This is a genomic window from Amycolatopsis kentuckyensis, assembly GCF_002155975.1.
GTDB classification, from domain to species: Bacteria; Actinomycetota; Actinomycetes; order Mycobacteriales; family Pseudonocardiaceae; genus Amycolatopsis; species Amycolatopsis kentuckyensis.
The window spans coordinates 1-22,778 of the sequence record NZ_MUMI01000318.1; the positions used below are offsets into that span (position 1 = coordinate 1).

Here is a 22,778-nt window from a genome sequence, read left to right on the forward strand (position 1 = left end):
CGCGGACGGGACGGTGCTGGGCAATTCGCAGACCGGGTACGCTCTCGCGCTCGGCATGGACCTCGTCACCGATCCGGCGTTGAAGGCAAAGGCGGGGGCGAAGTACGTGGCGAAGCTCGCCCAGAGCGACAACCACCTCAAGACCGGGTTCATCGGGACGCCGTGGCTGATGCCGGCCCTGACGAACATCGGCCGCGACGACCTCGCCTACACGCTGCTGTCCAAAAAGGACTACCCGTCCTGGGGCTACGAGATCGGCAAGGGCGCGACGACCGTGTGGGAACGCTGGAACTCGATCCAGCCCGACGGCACCTTCGGGCCGGTGGACATGAACTCCTTCAACCACTACGCCTACGGGGCGGTCGCCGACTGGATGCACCAGTACATCGGCGGCATCCGGATCAAGGAGGCCGGCTACCGCCGGAGCGTCGTCGAGCCGCACCTCGGCGGCGGGCTCACCCACGCCGAAGGTGCCATCGACACCGTCTACGGGCGGCTGTCGAACGCGTGGGCCGTCACCGGCGGCGGGCTGACGATGGACGTCACCGTGCCCGCCGGCACCACCGCCGAAGTGGTGATCCCGTCGGGCGACGTCACCGAGTCGGGCAAGCCGGTGCGGTGGGCCCCCGGCGTTTCGAGCGTGACGTACGACGCGGCGAAGAAGGCCACCGTCGTGGTCGTCGGGTCCGGGAGCTACCGCTTCAAGGCCCCGAGGTAGCCGGGTGGCGGCCGGGCCCCCTCACCCGGGCCCGCCGAGCAGCCGGCCGAGGTAGAGGTCCCGCGCGACGAGGCTGACCGCCAGGTGGTCGGCGAGCGGGTCGAAGAAGGCGCTGCGGTACTTGGCGTCGGTCACCGTCGAGGCGGCGAAGTACAGGCCGGAGAACGCGGCGATGAACAGCGAGACCTGCAGCAGTTCCTGCGGGATCGGCAGCTGGATGCCGAACAGCGTGCCGCTCGCGGGGTCGCGGCCGATCCACGCCTTGATCACCGAGTGCTGCACCGCGACGATCCCGAAGACCACGAAGAAGACGAACACGAGGGTGGCGAGGACGAAGGTCTGCAGCACCTGGGTCAGGACCAGGACGAGGACCATGTTCGCCCGTTCCAGCTTCGTCAGCGGCAGCCGTTCGGCGGGGACGTCGTCGGCCAGGAAGGCCGCCAGTGGGGTTTCGCGCAGCTTGTCGAGGCCGACCGGGGCGGTGCGCGACTGGGTCAGCCGGGTGACCTCGTCCTTGAGCATCCCGAGCAGGAAGACCACGGCGACCAGGGCCAGGAGCCCGACGACCAGCCACATCCGCTGCCGCGGCAGGGCGGCACCGACCTGCCAGATCTCGGTGGTGAAGAACCCGAAGACGGTGAACAGCAGCAGGAGCGGCAGCGCCCGGCTGGTCAGCTCGCCGAGCAGCCGCGTCTGGCGGTACGCGGCCCGCAGCGCCCAGCCGACGATCGACCCGACCCCGACGAAGGCGGCCGCGAACAACCCGGCCAGGATCGCCAGCTGGGTGAGGAGGCCGAGCGGCACCGAGTCGCCTTCGACGACCCAGTCGACCACCGGCACGACGACCGCGAACCCGGCCGCCAGGACCGCCGCGGGCCCGGTTCCGCCGCGGTCGACCAGCTTGCGCCGCACCCACCGCGCGGTGAGCCAGGAGCCGAGGGCCGGGAGGACGACCAGGCTCAGCAGCAGGCCGGTGTAGCCGAGCGCGAAGAGGTCGCTCTCCAGGAGCCGGTCGAAGTCCGCGTCGGTTTCGCCGTCCACTGCGGACAGCAGGGCGGTGAGCACCTGCCAGGCCGCGATGAACACGACCGCGGGCCCGATCCGGACGAGGAGCCGGGCGGGCCGGCCCCGCACCACGGCGGGCAGCCCCCGCCGCCGGAACCACTGCTCGACGGCTTCGACGCCGCGTTCGTCCGCCATCTTCGCCTCCCGATCGGCGCGGCCGCCGCCGGGATGCTAGCGCGGGCCGGGTTCCCCGCCCGGCCGGGTGGCCGGGAAGCCCCACGCCGTACCGACTGGCTGGTATGTTGGCCGCGTGATCGAAGCGGCGCGCCGGACCTGGCGACTCATCGAGCCCTACCACGGAATGATCTACTTCGCCCCGGAAGCCGCCGCCGCATACCGCGAACTCGGTCTCACCGGCCGCGCGGGCTATTTCGCGTCGAGGTCGGCGGCGCTGGGCGCGGTCCCGGCTCCGGTCGTGGTCGCGACCTTCTACAACTTCAACCCGGTCCTGGTCCGGGAGTCGATCGCCGCCGCCCGGGCCGCCACCGGCCCGGACGCCGTCCTGGCGGCGCGTCACGCCGCGGTCGACCGGACGCTGCGCGGCATCCTGGGCGACGCGATCGGCGCGCCGGAGATGCACCGGGCCGCCGCTCTGCTGCGCGAGGCCGCCGAGACCGTCGCCGATGACGTCGTCGGCCGCCCGCTGTACGCCGCCCACGCGGCCCTGCCGTGGCCCACCGAGCCGCACCTGGTCCTGTGGCACGCCCAGACCCTGCTCCGCGAGTACCGCGGCGACGCGCACATCGCGGCCCTGCTGACGGCGGGCCTGAGCGGCATCGAAGCCCTCGTCACCCACGCTGCTTCCGGCGCCGTCCCGGCGGAAACCCTGCGCACGTCCCGAGCGTGGTCCGAAGAGGACTGGAGCCGCGCGATCGACGGCCTCCGCGACCGGAACTGGCTCACCGGCGACGCCGAGCCGACGTTCACGGCCACCGGAGCGGCCCGCCGGGCGGAAATCGAGAAGGCGACCGACGAGAACAGCGTGGCGCCTTACGCGCACATCGGCGAGGCCGCGTGTGCCGAGCTGCAGGAACTGGTGCGCCCGTACAGCCGGGCGCTGTCGGAAAAGCTCATGCCCTGGGCGCTCGCGAGGCCGTAGCGGCCGGGGCACCCCAGAGAGCGGCCGGGCGCGAGCGTGGTGATGACCGCCGGGGAGACGGCGAGGCCGAACCCCGTGGAGAGCTGGAAGCGGGCCAGCCGAGTTCTCCTCGATACCGGCCTCGTTCCTGGTCATCTTGTCCTCGGCGGCGGCGTGATCGTCTCCCGGTGCCAGTGGCCGTCGGGCTCCGCTCGTCCGTCAGTCCGTCGACGTGATGGCGTCCCTGATCGCTTGCGCGTCACTGTCGAGGAGCGATCTCTCGCGTTCGGGAGCCTCGGCCTTGAGCGTCCAGCCGTCTCCTGCGTAGCGGGGGATGACGTGGAGGTGGAAGTGGAAGACCGTCTGGAAGGCGACTTCGCCGTCGCAGAGGAGGATGTTGATCCCCTCGCAGCCCGGGCGTGCGCGCCGCAAGGCCCGTGCCATGTCGTGACCGACCGACCAGACGTGCGCGCTCGTGGCTCGGTCGAGGTCTTCCAGGCCCACGGCGTGCTTGCGCGGCACGACGAGAAGGTGGCCGGGCGTGACGGGGTTCAGGTCCATGAAGACGACAACGGTCTCGTCCTCGTGCACCACGCTGGCCTCGGCCTGCCGCGCCGCGATGGCGCAGAAGACGCATCCCTGAGCTGCCGAGGTCATTTCGTACCGGCCGCCGCCGCGAGCAGCCGGGCGAGTTCGGCCGGCTTCGTGTGCGTCGGCCAGTGGCCGGAGTCGATGTCGACGAAGTCGAGGTGCCTCACCCGCGCGAGCTCGGGAACGTCGCCGGCGTCGAGCCACGCCTTGGCCTCGGCCGGGGTGAATTCGGGGCACACGAGTGCGGCCGGGACGTCGAAGCGTCGCTCGTCGGTCAGCCGCACGACCCCGGTGGCCACGCCCTGGGGAACGGGGATCGCCGCGGCGGCGAAGGCGCGCCGGGCCTCCTCGTCGAGGTCGGCCGAGTCCGGGCCTGCGAACGGTTCCCAGCCGGGGAAGGGCATGACGCCGTCCCGCAGCTCGAAGAAGTCGGCGTAACGCCTCCCGTCGGCCGCCGGGAAGCCGCCGATGAAGACCACCTTGGCGATCTTCTCCGGACGGGCGTCCGCGGCCAGCCAGGCGAGGGTGGCCGCGGCCGAGTGCCCGACCACCACGGGCGCGGCGGCTTCGTCCACCGCGGTGAGCACGGCCGCCACCTGGTCGTCGAGAGTGGCGGTGGCGTGCGCGGGCAGGGTCAGCGGCACGGGGCGGTGGCCGTGCGATCGGAGCGCGGCGGCGACGCCGTCCCAGGCGGAGCCGTCGAGCCACAGGCCGGCGATGAGCAGGATGTCCATGATCAGGTCTCTCCCTCGTGGTCGGGGGTCACGCTAGAGGCAATTCCGGACAATCCGCTTCCGGTTCCCCAGGTGATCGCCTAGCCTGCCCGGGTGCCGAGTGAGCTCAGCCCCACCGCCCGGGCCCTGCGCGCCCTCGAGATCCTCCAGGCGCGGCCCGGCACGACGGCCGACCAGCTCGCCGGGAAGCCCGGTGTCACGGAACGGGCCGCCCGCCGCTACGTCGGGATCCTGCGTGAGGCGGGCATTCCGGTCGAGTCGGCCCGGGGCCCGCACGGCGGGTACCGGCTCCGGCGCGGAACGAGGCTGCCGCCGATCGTGTTCACCCAGGCCGAGGCGCTGGGCCTGGTGATGGCGGTGCTCGACGGCCAGCCGGCGGCCACCGAAGCCGACGACCCGGTCGGTGCGGCTCTCGGCAAGGTCATCCAGGCACTGCCCGAGACGGTCGGCCGGCAGGCGGCGGCCCTGCGCGAGCACGCCACAGCCGCGCCCGACCGGCACTCGGCCCGCCCGGATCCCGCCACCACCAGCGCACTCGTCGCCGCCGTCGCGGCCGGGCGCCGGGTCCTGATCGCGTACCGAAGCGAGAGCGGCAACGCGTGGGAGGCCGAGGTGGACCCGTGGGCGGTCGTGGTCCGCCACGGACGCTGGTACTTGCTGTGCCATTCCCATCGGGCGGCCGCGGTCCGCACCTACCGGGTCGACCGGGTGCGCACGGTCGTCCGGACCGGCCACGAGTTCGAGCCACCCGGCGACCTCGACCCGGTCGCGGCGCTGGAGGAGAACCTCGGCACGGGCTGGGAGTTCCGCACCCACGTCGTGTTCGACGCCCCGCTGGCCGAGGTGGCACCTTGGATCCGCCCTCCGATGGGACGGCTGCACCCGGCGAAGGACGGGTGCGTGCTCATCGGCAGCACGGGAAATCCGGCGATGTACGCACAGGAGTGGCTGGCGACGGTGCCGTTCGCCTTCCGCGTCGAGGGCGGAGACGAACTCCGTGCCGCGGTCGCGGCGGTCGCGGCGCGCTTTGCCGCGGCCGTGGCGCCGGCTCGGCCACCGCGATGACCATGCGGCCTGGCTGAGTTTTGCTGCGGTCAGGACGCTGGGTTCGACCGATTCGGACGACCGCAGCACGAAGCGACGCATCCGTTCCCCCTGTTCCAGGTCCCGCCAACATGACGGAACGTGCCCCACCCGGCGCCCTACTGAGCTCCGGAGCCGAACCGACCGTGAGGCGCCGGACGCCGATGATTCACCTCAGGCGTTCGCGCCGAGCGATCGACGGATGGCCGCGGCGGTGAACTCGCCGGTTCCGCGCCAGCCGGCCATGAATTCGGCCTGGCCGCGCAGCACCTCGATCCGGTACGGCTCGACGATCAGCACGAGGTCCAGGCAAAGCTCGCCACAGGTCACCCGAAGAACGACCTCGCCGGAGAGGGAAAGCATGGTGAAAGCGGGGCGACCTCGACTCAATCCGAGAACACACCCTGCGCACCAGCACCCGCGAGGTCCCATTCGTCCTTCCGGAAGAGGCCCCGTCCAGCGCGATTCGCAACCACGCGGAGTTCGCGCGTTCGACGAGCGAACCGTCGTTCAGGGCGAAGGACTCGCCCAGAACCACCTCGCCGTTACCGCAACTGGAAGCGAAACCCGCGACGCTCGGCGGCACCAGAGGCACTTGCGGGTCGGCCATCCGCACAAAGCGGAGCCCTGCTTCGGCCAGCCTTCCCCGCAGTTCTTCATCGAGCACTGCCGCACCCTACGGCCGGGAATCTTGCGCTGTGTAGCACTCTGCGCCTGGTCCACGACTAGTCCGAGCAGGATGGTTGTGCTGTGAGTACGGGACGTAGGGGGTTGCGTGGCCGGTCGTGGGCGGAGTTGGTGGCTGGCAGCTGCCGGAGGTGCGGCAGTCGGTGGTCTGGCGGTGTGGGCGGTGTTGCGGTTCGGGCTTCTCGCCTGGCTGGGCGACCAGGGCAGTGGCGTTCGGCCGGCGGTGGAGGGGTTGAGCTGGCTCGCGGGTATCGGCGGCCTGCTGGTTGCGGTGGCAGCGTTGGTGATCGCGGTACGGCAGGGGCGTGCCGCTGCCGATGTCCCTGCTGCCGCCGAGCCGGCTCCGTCGCAGACAGCGTCGAACCAGGGCGTGGTCATCACCGGCGGTGTGTCGGGCGGTTCCGGTTCGGGGCCGACAGTAGGGGTGAACTTCGGGCAGGTGGGTGTCGCGCCGCCGGACCCTCCCTCGCCGGCGAGGGAGTAGGCCATCCCGCGCCGGGGGTACCGGCGGCCCAGCCGGTGTCGGTCGAGAGTGTGAGTGGCGCCAGTGGCACCGCCGTGGGCGTCGTGCAGGGCGATCTGGTGGTCAACGGTTCGGGCGTGCCGGTGATGGAGTCGCTCCCGGCCGTACCGGGGATAGGTCGTGTCCCCGCGGAGTCGGGTGTCTTCGTGGGCAGAACCCGGGAGCTGGCGCAGCTGGAGTCAACGGTGGCCGGGGCAGGCGGACGCGCGGTGGTGGTGGCCGTGCACGGCTTGGGCGGGGTCGGCAAGAGCACCCTGGCCGCCCGGTTCGCCGAGCTGCACACCGACCGGTTTTCCCTCGTGTGGTGGATCACGGCGGATTCACCGGCGGCGATGGAGACGGGATTGGCTGAGCTGGCCGCCGCGCTGGCGCCGGAGACAGCGGTCTTGCCGTCCGAACAGCGCGTGGAGCTGGGTGTGCGGTGGCTGGCCACGCACGAGGACTGGTTGCTGGTGCTGGACAACGTCACCAGCTCGCAGGACGTAGCGGGCCTGTTGAGCCGGGTGCGGACCGGCACCGTCGTGATCACCAGTCGCCGGCGCTCGGGATGGCGAACCGGGGAGACGGTGGCGCTCGACGTGCTCACCGACGACGAGGCGGTGCAGTTGCTGGCCGGGATCGTGCGGCCGGAGTGGCCGGAGGCGGACCTGGCCGACGCGGATCGGCTGTGCGGCGAGCTGGGATGGTTGCCGCTGGCGGTTGAGCAGGCGGCGGCTTACCTGGCCCAGACCCGCACCAGCCCGGCCGCCTACCTCGACATGCTGGCGCGGTTTCCGGCGCGGATGTTCACCGCGACGGCGGAGGGCGGTGACGCGCAGCGGACGATGGCGAGGGTCTGGCACGTCACCCTCGACCGCCTGGCCGGCACCCCGTCCGCGGGGCGAGTGCTACGGCAGCTGGCCTGGTTCGCTCCCGACGGCATCCTCCGGGACCTGCTGGCCGATGCGGTGGGAGAACCCGAGTTCTCCGAGGAGCTGGGCCGCTTGGCCGCCTACAGCATGGTCACCTTGACCGGGAACACGGTGGCCGTGCATCGCCTGGTGCAGGCGGTCACCCGCACGCCGGACCCGACCGACCCGCACCGGCAGCCCGCCGACATCGCCGCCGCCCGCGACCGCACCGCGGCCATTCTTGCGGTCGCTCTCTCCGACCGGGACCCACACGCTCCCGCGAACTGGCCCGCCTATCGGATGGTCCTGCCCCATGCGCGGGCGCTGCTGGAACACACCACGCCCGACACTGACACCACGCACACCAGCAGACTGCTCAACGAATTGGGCCTCTACCTCGAAGGGCAGGGCGACGTCGGCGCCGCCATCAGCTACCTCACCCGCGCCGGCGACAGCTACCAACGCCTCAACGGCCCCGACCATCCCTACACGCTGACCTCGCAGAACAACCTGGCGGGCGCCTACGAGTCGGCGGGTGATCTGGGGCGGGCGATCCCGCTGTACGAGGCCACCCTTGCCGCCCACGAGCGGGTGCTGGGCCCCGACCACCCCGACACCCTGAAGTCGCGGAACAACCTGGCCTACGCCTATCAGGCGGTGGGTGATTTGGCGCGGGCGATCCCGCTGTACGAGGCCACCCTCGCCGATCGGGAACGGGTGCTGGGCCTCGACCACCCGAGCACGCTGACCTCGCGGAACAACCTGGCGGGCGCCTACGAGTCGGCGGGTGATCTGGGGCGGGCGATCCCGCTGTACGAGGCCACCCTCACCGACCTCGAGCGGGTGCTGGGCCCCGACCACCCGAACACGCTGACCTCGCGGAACAACCTGGCCTACGCCTACCAGTCGGCGGGGGACGCAGGGCGGGCGATCCCGCTGTATGAGGCCACCCTCGCCGACAGCGAGCGGGTACTGGGACCCGACCACCCCACCACCAAGATCATCCGCTCGAGCCTCAACAGGGTGCGATCGACCTGAAGCGGCCACTGCGCGGTGGTCACGGACCCGGCTGAAGGTGCGCCGAACATCCGCTCATCGGCATGACCGGACGTTGACGTGGGGTCGATGCGGTCAGGGTGCGGCGCCGGCAAGACATTCGGGATTTGGCTCTACCGGGCTGACGACCGTAGCGGTGAGTTCGACCCGCTGCCCGCTGCGCGGGAGGCTTGCTGAGGCATCCGGCTGAGGCCCTCGAGGATGAGGTCGAGTCCGAACTCGAACTCGTCGGCGAAGGCGAACCCGGTCTTTGCCAGTTCGGTGACCACCTCGGCGAGGTAGGGGTAGTCCTCGAGTTCCGACGGCTTCCGGTCGACGACGGCTTTTTGCCGCCGCGCGGCTTCCGCCGGGATGTCGCCGGCGAGGGTCTTCTCCTGGAGGGCGAACCCGTAGACGTAGGCGTCCATCAGGTTGTACGCGTGCACGGCCATGCGGAAGGGAAAGCCCGCGTCACGGCGGAGGCACCGCATCACGGCGTTGTGGTGGTGCAGATTCGCCGGTCCTGGGGTACCTGTCTCCATCCGGCCGACCGCCCACGGATGACGGAGCAAAGTCTGCCGCATCGATGCCGCGCGGCGGTGCATGGCGGTCCGCCAGTCGACGTCGACGGGGACCTCGACCTCGGCGAAGACCAGGTCGACCATGCCGTCGAGGAGCTCGCGCTTGTCCGCCACGTGCTTGTAGAGCGCCATGGGCACGACGCCCAACTGGGCCGCGAGCCTGCGCATGGTCAGGGCCTCGAAGCCGCCTTCATCCGCCAGTTCGACGGCAGCGCCCAGCACTTTGGCGCGGTTGAGCCGCTCCCGGCCGCCGGTCGCGGCGGTGTCCTGCATCGGGGTCCTCCACCTTCTGACCGGTGGCCCGGTCTTGACAGGTGTACATCGTACGCCTAGCTTGGGCTCGGTAGAGGTGTACGTTGTACACCTCGGTTGAATCCCTCTCGGAGGAGCAAGGCATGAGTGCCACGCCAAGACCCGGCAAGACGAAGCAGTTCTCCATGGCGCCCGGCGAACGGGGCCTTTCGCGGGCCGCCGGAATCGCTGCCGCGATCGCGGGGGCACTGTTCATCGCGGTCCAGGTCGGCCACCCGGCCATGGACGTCTCGCTGGTCACCGCCACCGACTGGGCCGTGCGCAGCACGGCGAAGGCGCTCATGGCCGCGCTGGCGCTCGCCGGCATCACCGGCATGTACCTGCGTCAAGTCCGGCAGACGGGAATCCTCGGCTTCCTCGGCTACGCCTTGTTCGCCGCCGGCTACCTGCTGATGTTCAGCATCGAGGTGGTCGCCGCCGCCGTTCTGCCCGCGCTGGCACCCACGGCGCCCGGCTATGTCGCCGACGTCCTCGCCGTCGCCTTCGGCGGCACCGCAACCCACGCCATCGGCGGCATGCAGATCGTCATCGCGGTCAGCTCCGTCGGTTATCTCGCGGGGGGCTGCCTGTTCGGCATCGCGTTGTTCCGGGCGCGCGTCCTCGCCCGGTGGGCGTCGGCGCTGCTGGCCGCGGGCACCGTCGCCACGGTCGCGCTCGCGGTGCTCCCGGAGTCGTTCAACCGGCCGTTGGCCGTGCCGACCGGAGTAGCGTTGATCGGCTTGGGCATCTCGCTGTGGCGGGCCCGACCAGCCACGGGCAGCAATAACTCGGCGCCTCCCACTGTGGCACACGCCGCCGCGCGATGATCATCGACGCCGGCAGCACCCGCACTGCGCGGCGGAATGCGCCGCACAGCGGAGATCGGGAGCAACACCGCGGGCGCGGCGCCAGGTTGTACGTGCCGGGGATGAGGCGGTATCCCGGTCCCCATGACTCACGCCCGTCGGCATGACAGAGCATTCGGATGATCGGCAGGGCGGGCCCTGGACGTCGGGCGTGAACTGGTGCGCGCCATGTTGCGTGGCAGCGGCGCGTGGTGCCGACTCGAATCCGAGGACCGGTTCTTCGTCCATGTCGGCTACGACCGCTACATGCAGGTCGGAAGCGCGCAACCATGCGGTCGCGCTGACTGCCGCGAGCGGCTTGTTCGTCGAGCCGCTGGACGGCTCGCCCCTACGGCCCGGATGGCGGCGGACGCGGCGTTCTGGGCCGAGGTGGCAGCACTCACGGCACAGCACGGCGGGGTGCTGTTGGAGGAGCAGATCGTCGGCAACCACTCCCGTTGGCATCAACTCACAGCCGACGCCACGGTGCCCGACCTCGGTCCGCGCGCCCTCCTTGACTTGTGGCTGTGCGAGGTTGATCAGCAAGCTGTAATCGGCCTGATTCGAGTTCACGTCGCACCACTACGCGGCGACCTCGCTCGCCGGACCCTGGACAGCTTCGCGATTGATCTCGTAGCTGATGACCCTGCCATCCTCGCGTGGCCATTCGTGTTGGCAATTCTTTTGTTACTGGCAGGGCGGGTCGTACTCAAGGCCGGGAAAATGATCAGCCCACTGGTCTGGTGTGATCGGCTCGGCGGCGTGCCGACAGATCTGAGCCGCGGCCCCGGCGGGATCGAGGTGCCACTGCCAGATGTCCGCGGGCTGGTCATCGCCGTTTCCGCTCGAGGCCCGGATCTCGGTGTCATCCGGCGTGAATGCCAGGGATGTGAAGTTTCGGGTGGGGACGGGGATCGACGTCTCCAGGAACGGGTGTGCTGGGTCGGCGATGTTCCAGATTTCGAGGTTGCCATCGTCGAAGGCTGCGGCGAGCTTGGTGTTGTCGGAGCTGAGGGCCAGCGCGTTGGTGAAGTGGTGAGCGAAGTGCACGTGGCCGGTGTAACGGGGCCCTTCCGGGCGGGTCAGATCCCAGAGCAGCACTTCGTTGTTCAGTGTCGAAATCGACGCCGCCGTCAAAGCCGCGTGTCCGTCAGGCGAGATGAGGGGGTCTGTTGTATTGGCAAACCCGCCCATGGTCATCGGCTGGCCGGAACCCTCAGGCCGAGTCGCACGCCACAGCTGGACTTGCGGCACCGGGATACTCTGACCGGAGCTAATCTCCTGACCGGAGCTGATGATGGTGGTGGCGTCGTCGGTCAGCTGGAAGCCTATGCCCGGCATCGGGTGTGCGCTGAGTTTCCGCGGATGTCCGGGGTCGGCCACATCCCACAGCGTGCCTTCCTCGGATGGTGTCCAGTCAGACTGCACCAGGCCATAGATCGGATCGCGATATGGTTCATGCACTATTCCTTCGGAGATCAGGTGGCGGCGGCTTGGGTCGATCGTTCCCGCGCCCGCCGGTTCCGGCAGGGTGAACAGGACGCGGGGATGAGCAACGTCCTCGACATCCCACACCTGCAGCACGTTGTTGTCGCGGACGGCAACAACGGTGGCGCCGTCGCTGGTGACGGAGGTCGGCTGACCGGTGATCTGCCCGCCGGCCGTGGAGTGTTCGCCATCCAGCCGCCACACGGTCGTGATCTGGTTCTCGTCCGTGGACACCACGGCGGTGCGCCCGTTGCGAGAGAGCAGAGCTCGAGACCCTGGGATGCGAGTCGCGGTCGCCGTCGCCGCAGCAGCAATCACGTGGGTACGGGTCTCGGCGGAGGGACTCAGTTTGTTCGCGGCCAAGCTGAGCTGGGCGGCCAGGCCCGGATCAGCCTCCAGCAGCGCGGGGATCTCGTTGACGACTTTGCGCGCAAGGGCGACGTTGCGCTGTTCGGTCGCGCTGTTCTGCGCTCGGACGGCCAAAACTGTGAGGCTTCCCGTCAGCAGCAGTAACACCGACAGGACCGCGATGAGTACCCGCTGTCGTCGGATCCGTCGTCGGCTCGCCGACTGCTCGCGGTCGCGGGCCGAGATCGACGCTTTGAGGAACTCTTGCTCCCGGCTCGTCAACTCGTCGGTACGCCGTGCCCAGTCGTCGATCAGGGTCAGCCGGTCACCCCGCAGGAGCGTGGCGGGGTCGCGGTCATGAGTCTCCCACCTGGCGGCGCCGTCGATGAGTTCACGGTGGAGCCGGTGACCCTCGCGATCGGCGTTGAGCCACCGTTGCAGCCGTGGCCACGCGCCGATGAGCGCTTCGTGCGTTATCTCGACGGTGTCGCGGTCGAGGGTCAGCAGCCGAGCGTCACCGAACACGCGCAAAACAGTCTCGGTATCGGAGGTGTGGTCGAGCTCGCCACGGGCGACGCGGCGCTTGGTGTCCTCGGTGCCCTCACCGAGGACCACCAGACGCTTGAGCAGCTGCTGAGCCAACTGTTGCTGAGGCGCCGCCAAGCCGCTGAACACGGTCTCGGCGGTGCGGACAAGCGCTCCCTCGAGACCGCCGGCGGCGTGGAAGCCCGCGAGGGTCAGGGTGTTGCCCTTGCGACGGCGCCACGTCTCCCGCAAGGCGTGCGACAACAGCGGCAGCATTCCCGCTTGGCCGTGCACGTGGGCGATCAGCACGCTGAGCAAGTCGCTCTCCACGGCACAGCCGGCGCCGGTCGCGGGGCGGGTGATCGCCCGGCGGAGTTCATCGGCGGCCATCGGCCCCACCGTGACCTGGGCATCCTGCAGAGCCGCGACTATTCCCTCGTGCTGGGCGCAGTGGGCGTAGAAATCCGCGCGCACCCCGAGCACCACCCGGCATCGCGAACCCACCGCCGCAGCGGTGATCAGCAGGTCGATGAACGCGGCTCGTTCGTCGCGATCTGTACAGAGTGTGAAGACCTCCTCGAACTGGTCGACGACGAGCACGGTCTCCGCGGCCAAGGGCCGGTCGAGCAGCAGCTGGGCATTGAGAGCCGGCATGGCGCCAGGCTCGGCAGTGAGCTCCGCCTCGATCACCGACGCGGTGGTGCCCAAGAGGGCCGCGAGCCGTAGTGCGCACTCCTGCAGCGGGTGCGTGCCGGGGGTGAACAGCAGGACGGGGCCGGCGTCTGCCTTCGCCCGAAGCTGTGGGACGAGCCCCGCTCGCAACACCGACGACTTCCCGGCTCCGGACGGCCCGAACACGGCCAGGAATCGCTGACGCCGAAGCCGGGCGACGAGGTCGTCGACCAGCCGTTCCCGGCCGAAGAACCGCTCGGCGTCCGCCGGGCTGTAGGCCACCAGCCCGACGTAGGGCGCGTCCGCGGCGGCATCGTCGTCTTGCTCGAGACGGTCTTCGCTGAGGTCGGTGGCGACAGCGTGCCATCGGCGTTCCCACTCGTCGCGGTCACCATCGCAGGCGGCGACGTAGGCCAATGTGACCGGCAAGCTGGGCAACCGTCGCCCGCCGGCCGCGTCGGACAACGTCGTCGAGGAGAAATGGGCTCGTCGCGCCAGCTCCCGGTACGGCGGGCTCCCGGCGGCTTCACGCAGTTTCCGCAGGTCAGTGGCGAATTGTGTGAGAACCGAGCCGTCCGGTTCCAGTGGTCGCTCAGCACGCGGCATAACGTCCCCAACCCCTCCCCGAGTCGGTTGCTCATTGTCCGGACGTTGTCGTCCGGCGTCCAGCCCCCGGCGCCGGACAACCCGCCCGCACTAAACCGATGATCGGCACCCACCGCCGAGGGGGCGCTGGGAACCGAGAAGGGAAGTACCCGTCATGCTCAAGCTCCGTAACGACCCGAGTACTCGGCGCCGCGGCACGGTCGCCGCGGTCATCACTGCAGCCGTACTGGCTACGCTCGTCTCGGCGGCACCGTCCGCTGTCGCGGCGCCGTCCGGCGTCGACAACGTCGATGCCAAACCTTGGCCCGACTTTCCTCTTCGGGAAACTGCGGTCGTCCACCTCGACATGTCGTCACTCTAAGTGACCAAACCCTCGTCGCCGAGGGTGGTGAATGCGCGCATGTGGCGGCCGGCGGCCGACAGGGCTCCACCGCCGCCGGCAACACCCGGCCGTCGTCACGCACGCAGAACAACGCGCGTGCCACCCCGCTATGCATAAGTAGCAGGGCATTGATCCGAGACGGCACGCGTCCGAACAGTCTTCTCACACCGATCCGGATCCCGATCAGCGTGCAGCCGCTCCCGCAAGAAACGGATGGCTACTCAGCATGGTCCAACTTCTTGACAAGCCGTCAGCACGGCGCCGCGGCAGGACGGCCGGGGTTGTCGTGGCCGCGGTGGCGGCCTCGGCCGCCACGCTCTTCGCCGCAGCCCCGACGGCCACCGCCGCCCCGGCCGGCCAGGTGGCGACCAGCACCAGCACCGCTGCCCACCGCGCCGCCGAAGAGGCCTGGGGCGAGTTCGATCACACGACCTATTTCTACGCGCGTTCCGCTCTGGTCGAAGGCTTCCTGTACACCGACACGTGCGTGCGCATCTACGCCTCCACGTACGCGGGCCCCAGCCGTCGGCTCGACTACAAGAGCACCAGCCTGAAATGCGTGAACAGCAAGGTCAAGATCGAACTCGAAGCGGACATCCCCGGCGGGGCCGACCGGATCCTGTTCGAGGTGCGAGACGCCGCCGGGAACCTCATCGCGTCGTGGTGGGAGTACCGCTGAGCTGAGCACTGGTCGTGCGGGGGACACACTGCCAGTCGTGTTCACCGCACGACCACCAGCGTGACGAACACGCGCATCCAACGCGCTCCATCAACCGGAGCTGGGCCGACGCCCGACCGGCGTGGTCCTGGTGTGTCGACACCGTCCGCTCTGCGCCGCCCGTGAGCAGCGTGGGTTCGGGCTGCGTGCGGTATTCCACCGCATCCGAACACGCTGGTCTGCGGAACATCCTGGCGAGCGCCTACAAGCCGGCGGGTGATCCGGGGCGGGCGATCCCGCTGTGCGAGGCCACTCTCGCCGGCAGCGAGCGGATGCTGGGACCCGACCACCCGCAATTACGGCCGTCCGATCGAACCTCGATGGGCCGCGAGCGACCTGAAGCCGCCACTGCGCGGTGGTTACGGAACCAGCCGACGGTAGCGGCGAACGTCCGGTCATCGGCATGTCAGGACGTCGCAACGCTCGATCAGCGGCACGAGAGTGCGGGCCTTGCGGCAACGTGTCGGCGGGGTTGTAAGCCGGTGAATGGATCGAGGACTATCTCGAGCAGGTTCGCGTCGATCCGCGCCTGATCTCAAAGCGCGCGGGCCAAGACGTCGAGGCTGCCGCAGCCGGCGTGCCGGTTCCCGAGGCCGTCCGCGACCGCCGGTCGGACGCCGGGCGTGGTGGCGATTGTCGGCACCGAACCCGGAGCCCTGACCGAGCACACTCAGGGGCGCCCGCCGAAAACCTCCGCGACGAGCCTCTGCTGGGCGTCCCGGAACGCGGTTGCGATCGACATTGCTGCGTCGTCGACGCAGTTCAGTGCCGCGGTCAGCGTCCTGCGGCCGTCCGGCGTGCTGTACATCAGGGCCGCGTGGCCGACAGTGGCGCCGTTGTGGGAGATGAGCGGGCCGCCCTCCGTGGTCAGCACGAACACGCCGAGGCCGTAGTCCATGCCGGGGATGCCGGTCGGGTACGGATTGCGCATCTCGGCCAGCAACTCGGCCGGCAGGAGGTCCCCGCGGTTGAGCGCCGCGATGAACGTGCCGAGGTCGCGGGTGGTCGAGATCAGATCTCCGCCGGCGGAGATCCAGGACGGGTTGTGCCTGCTGACGTCGATCTTGTCCGGCCCGTAGTACGCGTGGGCGTACGGCTCGGGGAGCTCCGGCGAGAGGTCCGGCACGACCGTGCCCGACAAGCCGAGCGGTGCCAGGATCCGCCGTCGGAGTTCCTCGGCGAACGAGTGGCCGGTGACCTGCTCGATCAGCAGCCGGGCCAGGACGTAGTTGGTGTTGGAGTAGCTCCACGCCGTTCCCGGCTCGAACCGCGCCGGCCGGGCCAGCGCCAGGCGGACCAGCTCCTCGGGCGGGTAGCTGCGGAAGCGGTTGGCCACCCACTCCTCGCCGGTGTCGCCGTAGGGGATGGGGATGCCCGGCACGACCGTGCCGTCCGCGAGGACCTCGCCGCTGAAGTTGAAGATCCCGCTGGTGTGCTGCAGCAGCATCCGCACGGTGACCCGCGGGTCCGGCCCGAGCCCGGCCACCGGGTCGTCCAGCCGGATCTTGCCTTCCGCCACGAGCTGCAGCACCAGCGTGGCGACGAACGTCTTGGTGTTGCTGCCGATCCGGACGTGCCCGTCGACGGGCGGCTTCGTGACGCCGCCCAGTTCGGCCGTCCCGGCGCTGCCGGCCCACTCGCCTCGCTCGTCGTGCACGCGCAGGGAAACCCCGAGGAAGCCGGAACCGGCGATCTCCTCGATCGCCTTCTGCAGTTCAGGACGGTCCTGATCGGTGACGGACATGGTTGCTCACTCCTCGCATCGGTGTTTGCCGCTGCACCGAGCTTCGACCCTGACCTCGGGTCAACCTCAACCATGATCCGGCTCACAGGTACGGCAAGCTGAACGGATGCGGAACGGAGTCACGATCGGGCAGGCGGCGGCCTTCGCCGGCGTCACCGTGAAAACAGTGCGGCACTACCACAAGCTCGGCCTGGCCGCGGAGCCCGGACGCGACAGCTCCGGCTACCGGCGGTACGGCTCCGCCGACCTGCTGCGGCTGGTGCAAGTCCGGACACTGGCCGCCGCCGGGGTGCCGCTGGCCGAGATCGGGCCCCTGCTCGACGTCGACGCCGCGGGGTTCGCCGCCGCGGTCGCCGATGTCGGGCGGCGGCTCACCGAACGGATCGAGGACCTGGTCGCGCGGCGGGACACGCTGCACCGGCTCGCCGACGGCGACCGGGCGCTGCTGCCCGACCGCGCGGTCGCGCTGCTGGAGAAAATGCCCGGCCTCGGCTTCACCGCGGACGAAGTGGCAGCCACCAGGGAAGGCTGGGTGCTGGCCAGGGCCCTGGTCCCGAGCCAGTTCGACGACTACCTCACGCACTTCGAGCAGGCCCTCGACGATCCCGGCCTCCTCCGCCTGGCCCGACGCGCCGCCGAGGCCGAGGCCTGGGAACCGGACGACCCCCGCGTCGCCCAGCTGGCCGCCGAAGCCGCGAGCCACTACCTCGCCCGTCCCGCCCTGCTCGAGACGGTGACGGGCCTGCACGCCGGCACCGACGCCGCGACCCGGTACACGCTGATCGCCCGCCACGGCGAAGAACGGACACCGGTCGCGGCGCGGCTGGCGGGGCTCTTCGAAGCCGAACTGCGGGCGGCCGGCGTCCGCATCCCGCGACCCTGACCGGTCAGCCCTTCAGGGAACCGGCCAGCAGCGCGGACACGAAACGCCGCTGGAAGATCAGGAAGACCACCAGCGTCGGCGTCAGGATCAGCAGCGAACCGGCGCACAACAGCGGGATGTCGGTACCCCATTGTCCCTGGAACGCGCCCAGCGCGCCCGCCATCGTGCGGTTCGCCGGGTCGTCCACCAGCACGATCGCGAGCAGGAACTGGTTCCAGGTCCACAGGAACAGCAGGATCGCCAGCGAGGAGAGCGCGGGCTTCGCCAGCGGGACGTGGATGCGCCAGAACAGCTGCCAGGTGCTGACCCCGTCCACCCGGGCGCTTTCCGACAGCTCGTGCGGCATGGTCACGAAGTGGGCGCGCATCCAGTACACCGAAAACGGCATGTACAGGCCGATCAGCGGCAGGATGATCGCCCACCGGGTGTTGAGCAGGCCCATGTCCCGCACCTGGAAGTACAGCGGCGTGATGATGCCTTCGAACGGCAGCGTCAAGCCGAGGACGAAGAGCAGGAACACCGCCCGGCCGCCGGGCATGCGCAGGTGCCCGGTCGCGAAGCCGGCCATCGTGGCGATCAGCAGGGACACCGGGACGACGCCGAGCACGATGAGCACGCTCGACTTCAGGAACTCGCCCAGCCGGGCCACCTCGAACGCCCGCGCGAAGTTGCCCCACTGGGGATCGGCCGGCCAGTCCAAACCGGACGGGTACGAGCCGGAGGGGTGCAGCGCGGTGACGAAGAGGCTGACGAACGGCAGCACCGTCGCCGCCATCAGCAGGACGAGCAGGACACGTCCGGTCAAGCCCCTCACGGCTTGTCCTCCTTCGAGACGCGCTGGATCGGGAGCACGACCGCGAGCACGACCACCATGAGCACGACGGCGAGCGCGGAGGCCAGCCCCACCTCGCGCTGCGAGAACGCGAGGTAGTAGATCTCCAGGCCCGGCACCGTGGTGGCGTTGCCGGGACCGCCCTGCGTCGAGACGTACACGATGTCGAAGCTCGCGAGCGCGGCGATCATCGTCACGGTCACGCAGACGCCGATCTCCTGGCGCAGGCTGGGCACCGTGATCGCGAAGAACTCGCGGACCACCCCGGCCCCGTCGATGCGTGCCGCCTCGTACAGCGCCGGGTCGATCTTGCTCATGCCGGACAGGAACAGCAGGATGCACAGGCCGAGCAGGACCCAGGCGCCGATCACCCCGACGGCGGGCAGCGCGGTCGAGGAGTCGCCGAGCCACGCTTTCGACACCGTGCCCAGGCCCAGCGCCGAGAACAGCTGGTTGACGACGCCGGTGGCCGACAGCAGCCACGTCCACGCGATGCCGGCGGCGACCAGCGGAATGACCTGCGGCAGGAACAGCACGGTCCGGGCGGCGAGCGCGAGGCGGCTCGTCGCGATGCGGCGGATCGTCGCGGCGATCGCCAGGCCGAGCAGCACCGGGATCCCGCTGAAGAACACGATCAGCTCGAACGCGTGGAGGATCGACTCGTACAGTTCCGGATCGGTGAACACCTTGGCGTAGTTGCCGAAGCCGGCCCACCGGGACGCGCCGATGCCGTTCCAGTCGTAGAACGAGTACTGCACGGTGAGGACGATCGGCCGCAGCACGAACACGGCGTAGAAGATCAGGGCCGGTGCCACGAAGAGCCAGCCGGCCCAGCCGGTGCGGCGGGACCGCCGGCGGCGGCGCGCCGGTGGTCCCACCACAGTGGACGGTCGCGGCCCGGCCGCGACGAGGTTGCCCGAGCTGGTCATCGGTGGCTAGCTCCCGACCTGGTCGGCGTAGTCGCGCTGCACCGACTTCAGCAGCCCGTCCGGCGTCTGCTCGCCGGAAACCAGCTTCTGCAGCTGCGGGGTCCAGCTCTTGGCGTAGATGGCGCCGGTCGCGTTGGCGATGAAGTCCATGGCGGTGCCGTCCTTGTCGACCTGCGCGGCGGCTTCGAGCGTTCCCGCGGTGACCGTGCCCGCCGCCACCGGGGGCAGCGGCGCGTCCGCGGGGCCCATGGGGTGCGAGCCGCCGGTCTGCACGGCGATTTCCCGCGCCTTCCCGTTGGTGGCCACCCAGTTGAGGAAGAACGCCGCGCAGTCGGCGTGCGGCGCCTTGGCGCTGATCCCCACCGTCAGCGGCGCGGACATCGCCGCGGGCTTGGCCCCGGCCTGCGCCGGCGGCATCGGGAAGAACCCGATGTTGCCCGCCATCAGCTTGTCCAGGTTGGCCGATTCCCAGTCCCCGTTGAAGCTGAACAGGCCCTGCCCGGCCGTGAAGCGGCTGACCATCTGCGCGTAGTCGACGGCGTTGACGTCCGGCGCGAAGTAGCCGGCCTTGATCCACCGCTCGAGGTGCTGGGCGGCCTGGAGGTTGGCCGGAGTGTCGATCGTGGCGCCGGGCTTCTGGTAGATCCAGTCGTTGACCGGCGCCGGCTGCCCGACCGACGCCATCAGGTCCTGCAGCGGGAACGCCAGTCCGCCGGTGGCGCCGCCGTTGAACTGCTGGATCGGCTGGATACCGGCGTTCTTCGCCTTCGCCATGGCCTCGTCGAGCTGCGCGAGCGTGGCCGGCGGGGTGGTCAGCCCGATCCGGGCCGCGAGCTGCTTGTTGTAGAAGACGCCGGTCACGCTGAAGTTGAGGCCCATGGCGTAGAGCGAGCCCGCACCCCGCGGCCGCCCGCCCGGGCCCATCCGCAGCTGCGCGAGCTGGCCGGCGGGCCACTTGTCCCAGCCGAACCACTTCGCGTACCCGTCGAGGTTCTTCAGCAGGCCGTCCTTGACCAGTTCGGACACCTGCGGCAGGCGCATCAGGTCCGGCGGGTCGTCGGCGAGGACGCGGGGTGCGTTCTGGGTGATCACCGCGAACTGGTCCTCCCGGACGTCCCACGTGACGTTCGGGAACTGCTTCGTGAATTCGCCGGTGAGCGCCTTGGCCATCGGGAAGCCGGTTTCGAAGTAGCCGCGCATGGTGACCGGCGCGCTGCCGCACGACGGCTCCGCGGTGACGGCCGTGGCCGTGGTTTCGCCGGGCCCCGCACCGCTGCCCGGTCCCGAACAGGCCGCGGCCAGAGTGCCGGCCAGCGCGAGGACCAGGAGGGTGCCGAGAGGGCGGCCGGGGTGTGTTCGACGGGACAACATCGTCTCCTCCGTCGCAGGTGGATGCACCGGTCGAGCAGGGGTTTCGACCTTGCTAAACCGAGTTAGCATCGGTAGTCTCGGCGATCGGACGAGCCGGTGTCAAGGCAGGAAAGCGGGGGTGCGACGGTGAGCCCACGACGGGTCACGCTGGCCGACGTCGCCAAGGCAGCGGGGGTGTCGCGGAGCACCGCGTCCCTGGTGCTTTCGGGCCGTGGTGCGGAGTTGCGCATTTCGGAGGAGGTCCAGGAGCGGCTCAAGGCGCTCGCGGCGGAACTGGGCTACCGGCCGAACATCGTCTCCGCCGGGCTGCGCACCGGACGCACGCTGACCATCGGGTTCGTCTCCGACACGGTCGCCACCTCCCGGCTGGCCGGCGACATGATCAAAGGCGCGATCGAGGCCGCCCGCGACCGGGGCGTCCTGTTGTTCATCGGTGAGTCCGAAGGGGACAGCAAGCTCGAACACGCTCTGCTGCAAGGCATGCACGACCGCCAGGTCGACGGGATCATCTACGCCTCGATGTACACCCGGCGCATCACCGTTCCCGAGAACCTGCTGGGGACGTCCGCGGTTCTGCTCAACGCCGTGCCGAAAACGCCTTCGCCGCTGCCGGTGGTGGTGCCGGACGAGGTCGAGGCCGGCCGCCAGGCCGCGCGGGTGCTGCTGGACGCCGGGCACCGGGAAGGCATCCACGTGATCGGCGCCGGGCCGGGCGTCCGGAACGTGCCGCGGGACAGCGTCGCGGCGGTGGAACGGCTCGTCGGCATCCGCGAGGTCTTCGGCGAGGCGGGTGTCGAGCTCGCGAGCGGCACCCGGACCGCCGACTGGCTGCCCGAATACGGGTTCGACGCGACGCGGGACCTGCTCGGCCGCACGAGCCCGCGTGCCCTGATCTGCCTCAACGACCGGCTCGCCTTCGGTGCCTACCAGGCGCTGGCCGAGGCCTCGCTCAGCGTCCCCGGCGACGTCTCGGTCGTCTCGTTCGACGACCACCCGCTCGCTTCCTGGATGCGGCCCAAGCTCACCACCGTCGCCCTGCCGTTCTACGACCTCGGCCGCACCGCGGTCGACGCGCTCTTCGCCGAGATCAACGGCGAAACCACCGGGGAGAAACCGGTCCACCGCATCCCGATGCCGCTGCGCGCCCGTGCTTCGGTCGCCCCTCCGCGACCGCCGGAGGCGCCCTGATGCTGCGCCTGCCCGACCACTGGGTGTGGGACAGCTGGTACACGACGGACGACGATGGCCGGCACCACGTCTTCTTCCTGCGCGCCTCGCGGGCGTTGCTCGATCCCGAGCGGCGCCACCGGCGGGCGTCGATCGGGCACGCCGTTTCCCGCGACCTGCGCAGCTGGGAGCTCGTCGCCGACGCGCTGGTCCCCGCCGACGGGCCGGCCTGGGACGACCTCGCGACCTGGACCGGGTCCGTCGTCCGCGGCGCGGACGGGCGCTGGTACCTGTTCTACACCGGCGTCCGCGACGACGGCCGCCACGCGGTGCAGCGGATCGGCCTCGCCGTTTCCGACGACCTCCACACGTGGCACCGGTCCGGGGTGAAGCCGCTGGTCGAGCCCGATCCCACCTGGTACGCCCACGGCGACCGCACGGACTGGGCCGGCGAAGCCTGGCGCGACCCGTGGGTCTTCCCCGCGCCGGACGGGACCGGCTGGCACATGCTCCTCACCGCCCACGCGAAGGACGGTGACCCGCACGATCGCGGCGTGCTCGGCCACGCCTTCTCGGCCGACCTGCTGACCTGGCGGGTCGGGCCGCCGCTCACCCGGCCCGGCGGCTTCGGGCACCTCGAGGTGCCCCAGGTCGCGGTCGTCGACGGCCAGCCGCTGCTGCTCTTCTGCAGCAACCTCGGCCCCCGGGCCGCGGCGGACCAGGTGTGGGTGGTGCCCGGGCCCGCGGTGACCGGCCCGTGGGACCTGTCCCTCGCCCGGCCCGTGTCCTGTCCCGGGCTGTACGCGCCCCGCCTCGTCCGCGACGCCGGGAACCGGTGGCACCTCATCGGGTTCGTGTCCGAGCGCGACGGCGCGTTCGCCGGGGAACTATCCGATCCCGTCCCCGTCCGCTACACCGCCTCCGCAGGGCTCCAAGCGATCTGACCGGCGGTGATTTTCCGGCGAACCGTCATCGGTTCACCGACCGGAAAA

Annotated in this window: 20 protein-coding genes; 10 read left to right on the forward strand and 10 right to left on the reverse strand. The window is 70.4% G+C overall.

Annotated features, from left to right (window positions below):
• Window positions 1–718 (forward strand): alpha-L-rhamnosidase-related protein (locus tag CCN39_RS28820; RefSeq protein ID WP_279629591.1); only part of this gene is annotated, 718 nt, incomplete at its 5' end.
• A gap of 21 nt (window positions 719–739) precedes the next feature.
• On the opposite strand, the gene CCN39_RS28825 is transcribed toward CCN39_RS28820, so the two are convergent.
• Window positions 740–1,918 carry a hypothetical protein gene (locus tag CCN39_RS28825; protein ID WP_086847206.1) on the reverse strand — a complete coding sequence of 393 codons (1,179 nt, stop codon included), beginning with the start codon at window positions 1,916–1,918 and terminating at the stop codon, window positions 740–742.
• Between the two features lie 115 nt (window positions 1,919–2,033).
• On the opposite strand from CCN39_RS28825, the gene CCN39_RS28830 reads away from it, so the two are divergent.
• Complete coding sequence (locus CCN39_RS28830) at window positions 2,034–2,882, forward strand: SCO6745 family protein (RefSeq protein ID WP_086847207.1); 849 nt, start codon at window positions 2,034–2,036, stop codon at window positions 2,880–2,882.
• Window positions 2,883–3,080: 198 nt separating this feature from the next.
• On the opposite strand, the gene CCN39_RS28835 is transcribed toward CCN39_RS28830, so the two are convergent.
• Window positions 3,081–3,518 carry an HIT family protein gene (locus tag CCN39_RS28835; RefSeq protein ID WP_086847209.1) on the reverse strand — a complete coding sequence of 146 codons (438 nt, stop codon included), beginning with the start codon at window positions 3,516–3,518 and terminating at the stop codon, window positions 3,081–3,083.
• The gene (locus tag CCN39_RS28840) at window positions 3,515–4,186 is read right to left on the reverse strand and encodes an alpha/beta fold hydrolase (protein ID WP_086847211.1); all 672 of its coding nucleotides are present in this window, start codon (window positions 4,184–4,186) and stop codon (window positions 3,515–3,517) included. Before CCN39_RS28840 ends, CCN39_RS28835 begins: the two co-directional genes overlap by 4 nt.
• Before the next feature lie 93 nt (window positions 4,187–4,279).
• Between CCN39_RS28840 and CCN39_RS28845 the strand changes: the two genes are divergently transcribed.
• On the forward strand, window positions 4,280–5,251 hold the full coding sequence (locus tag CCN39_RS28845; RefSeq protein WP_086847213.1) for a helix-turn-helix transcriptional regulator: 972 nt from the start codon (window positions 4,280–4,282) through the stop codon (window positions 5,249–5,251).
• Between the two features lie 192 nt (window positions 5,252–5,443).
• Here CCN39_RS28845 and CCN39_RS28850 read toward each other — a convergent pair whose 3' ends face one another.
• Window positions 5,444–5,632: a hypothetical protein gene (locus CCN39_RS28850; protein ID WP_086847215.1), complete on the reverse strand. Its 189-nt coding sequence runs from the start codon at window positions 5,630–5,632 to the stop codon at window positions 5,444–5,446.
• Between the two features lie 487 nt (window positions 5,633–6,119).
• Here CCN39_RS28850 and CCN39_RS28855 point away from each other — a divergent pair, with 487 nt between their 5' ends.
• The gene (locus tag CCN39_RS28855) at window positions 6,120–6,440 is read left to right on the forward strand and encodes a hypothetical protein (RefSeq protein ID WP_143264193.1); all 321 of its coding nucleotides are present in this window, start codon (window positions 6,120–6,122) and stop codon (window positions 6,438–6,440) included.
• A 185-nt stretch (window positions 6,441–6,625) separates the two neighbouring features.
• Complete coding sequence (locus CCN39_RS28860) at window positions 6,626–8,407, forward strand: tetratricopeptide repeat protein (protein ID WP_208630420.1); 1,782 nt, start codon at window positions 6,626–6,628, stop codon at window positions 8,405–8,407.
• 131 nt (window positions 8,408–8,538) lie between these two features.
• On the opposite strand, the gene CCN39_RS28865 is transcribed toward CCN39_RS28860, so the two are convergent.
• Window positions 8,539–9,258: a TetR/AcrR family transcriptional regulator C-terminal domain-containing protein gene (locus CCN39_RS28865; RefSeq protein WP_244211048.1), complete on the reverse strand. Its 720-nt coding sequence runs from the start codon at window positions 9,256–9,258 to the stop codon at window positions 8,539–8,541.
• A gap of 122 nt (window positions 9,259–9,380) precedes the next feature.
• Between CCN39_RS28865 and CCN39_RS28870 the strand changes: the two genes are divergently transcribed.
• On the forward strand, window positions 9,381–10,103 hold the full coding sequence (locus CCN39_RS28870) for a hypothetical protein (protein ID WP_208630421.1): 723 nt from the start codon (window positions 9,381–9,383) through the stop codon (window positions 10,101–10,103).
• Window positions 10,104–10,808: 705 nt separating this feature from the next.
• On the opposite strand, the gene CCN39_RS28880 is transcribed toward CCN39_RS28870, so the two are convergent.
• Window positions 10,809–13,760, reverse strand: coding sequence for an nSTAND1 domain-containing NTPase (locus CCN39_RS28880; RefSeq protein ID WP_143264194.1), 2,952 nt, complete (start codon window positions 13,758–13,760; stop codon window positions 10,809–10,811).
• A 668-nt stretch (window positions 13,761–14,428) separates the two neighbouring features.
• Here CCN39_RS28880 and CCN39_RS28885 point away from each other — a divergent pair.
• Window positions 14,429–14,821, forward strand: a complete 393-nt coding sequence (locus tag CCN39_RS28885) for a hypothetical protein (RefSeq protein ID WP_086847222.1) — start codon at window positions 14,429–14,431, stop codon at window positions 14,819–14,821.
• 709 nt (window positions 14,822–15,530) lie between these two features.
• Here CCN39_RS28885 and CCN39_RS28890 read toward each other — a convergent pair.
• Window positions 15,531–16,604 (reverse strand): serine hydrolase domain-containing protein, encoded by a 1,074-nt coding sequence (locus tag CCN39_RS28890; RefSeq protein ID WP_086847224.1) that lies wholly within the window; start codon window positions 16,602–16,604, stop codon window positions 15,531–15,533.
• A 106-nt stretch (window positions 16,605–16,710) separates the two neighbouring features.
• Here CCN39_RS28890 and CCN39_RS28895 point away from each other — a divergent pair, with 106 nt between their 5' ends.
• Window positions 16,711–17,487 (forward strand): MerR family transcriptional regulator, encoded by a 777-nt coding sequence (locus CCN39_RS28895; protein ID WP_086847226.1) that lies wholly within the window; start codon window positions 16,711–16,713, stop codon window positions 17,485–17,487.
• Window positions 17,488–17,491: 4 nt separating this feature from the next.
• Here the strand turns inward: CCN39_RS28895 and CCN39_RS28900 are convergent, their stop codons facing one another.
• The 3 genes from CCN39_RS28900 to CCN39_RS28910 are packed head-to-tail and all read right to left on the reverse strand — an operon-like array spanning window position 17,492 to window position 20,616.
• Window positions 17,492–18,301, reverse strand: a complete 810-nt coding sequence (locus CCN39_RS28900; RefSeq protein ID WP_208630423.1) for a carbohydrate ABC transporter permease — start codon at window positions 18,299–18,301, stop codon at window positions 17,492–17,494.
• Entirely contained in the window at window positions 18,298–19,248 is a 951-nt protein-coding gene (locus tag CCN39_RS28905; protein WP_086847228.1) for a carbohydrate ABC transporter permease, read from the reverse strand. Before CCN39_RS28905 ends, CCN39_RS28900 begins: the two co-directional genes overlap by 4 nt.
• 6 nt (window positions 19,249–19,254) lie before the next feature.
• Complete coding sequence (locus tag CCN39_RS28910; protein ID WP_086847281.1) at window positions 19,255–20,616, reverse strand: ABC transporter substrate-binding protein; 1,362 nt, start codon at window positions 20,614–20,616, stop codon at window positions 19,255–19,257.
• Between the two features lie 129 nt (window positions 20,617–20,745).
• On the opposite strand from CCN39_RS28910, the gene CCN39_RS28915 reads away from it, so the two are divergent.
• On the forward strand, window positions 20,746–21,807 hold the full coding sequence (locus tag CCN39_RS28915; protein ID WP_086847230.1) for a LacI family DNA-binding transcriptional regulator: 1,062 nt from the start codon (window positions 20,746–20,748) through the stop codon (window positions 21,805–21,807).
• Window positions 21,807–22,730, forward strand: a complete 924-nt coding sequence (locus CCN39_RS28920) for a glycoside hydrolase family 68 protein (protein WP_086847232.1) — start codon at window positions 21,807–21,809, stop codon at window positions 22,728–22,730. The genes CCN39_RS28915 and CCN39_RS28920 overlap by 1 nt, the downstream gene beginning before the upstream one ends.
• Window positions 22,731–22,778: the final 48 nt, after the last annotated feature.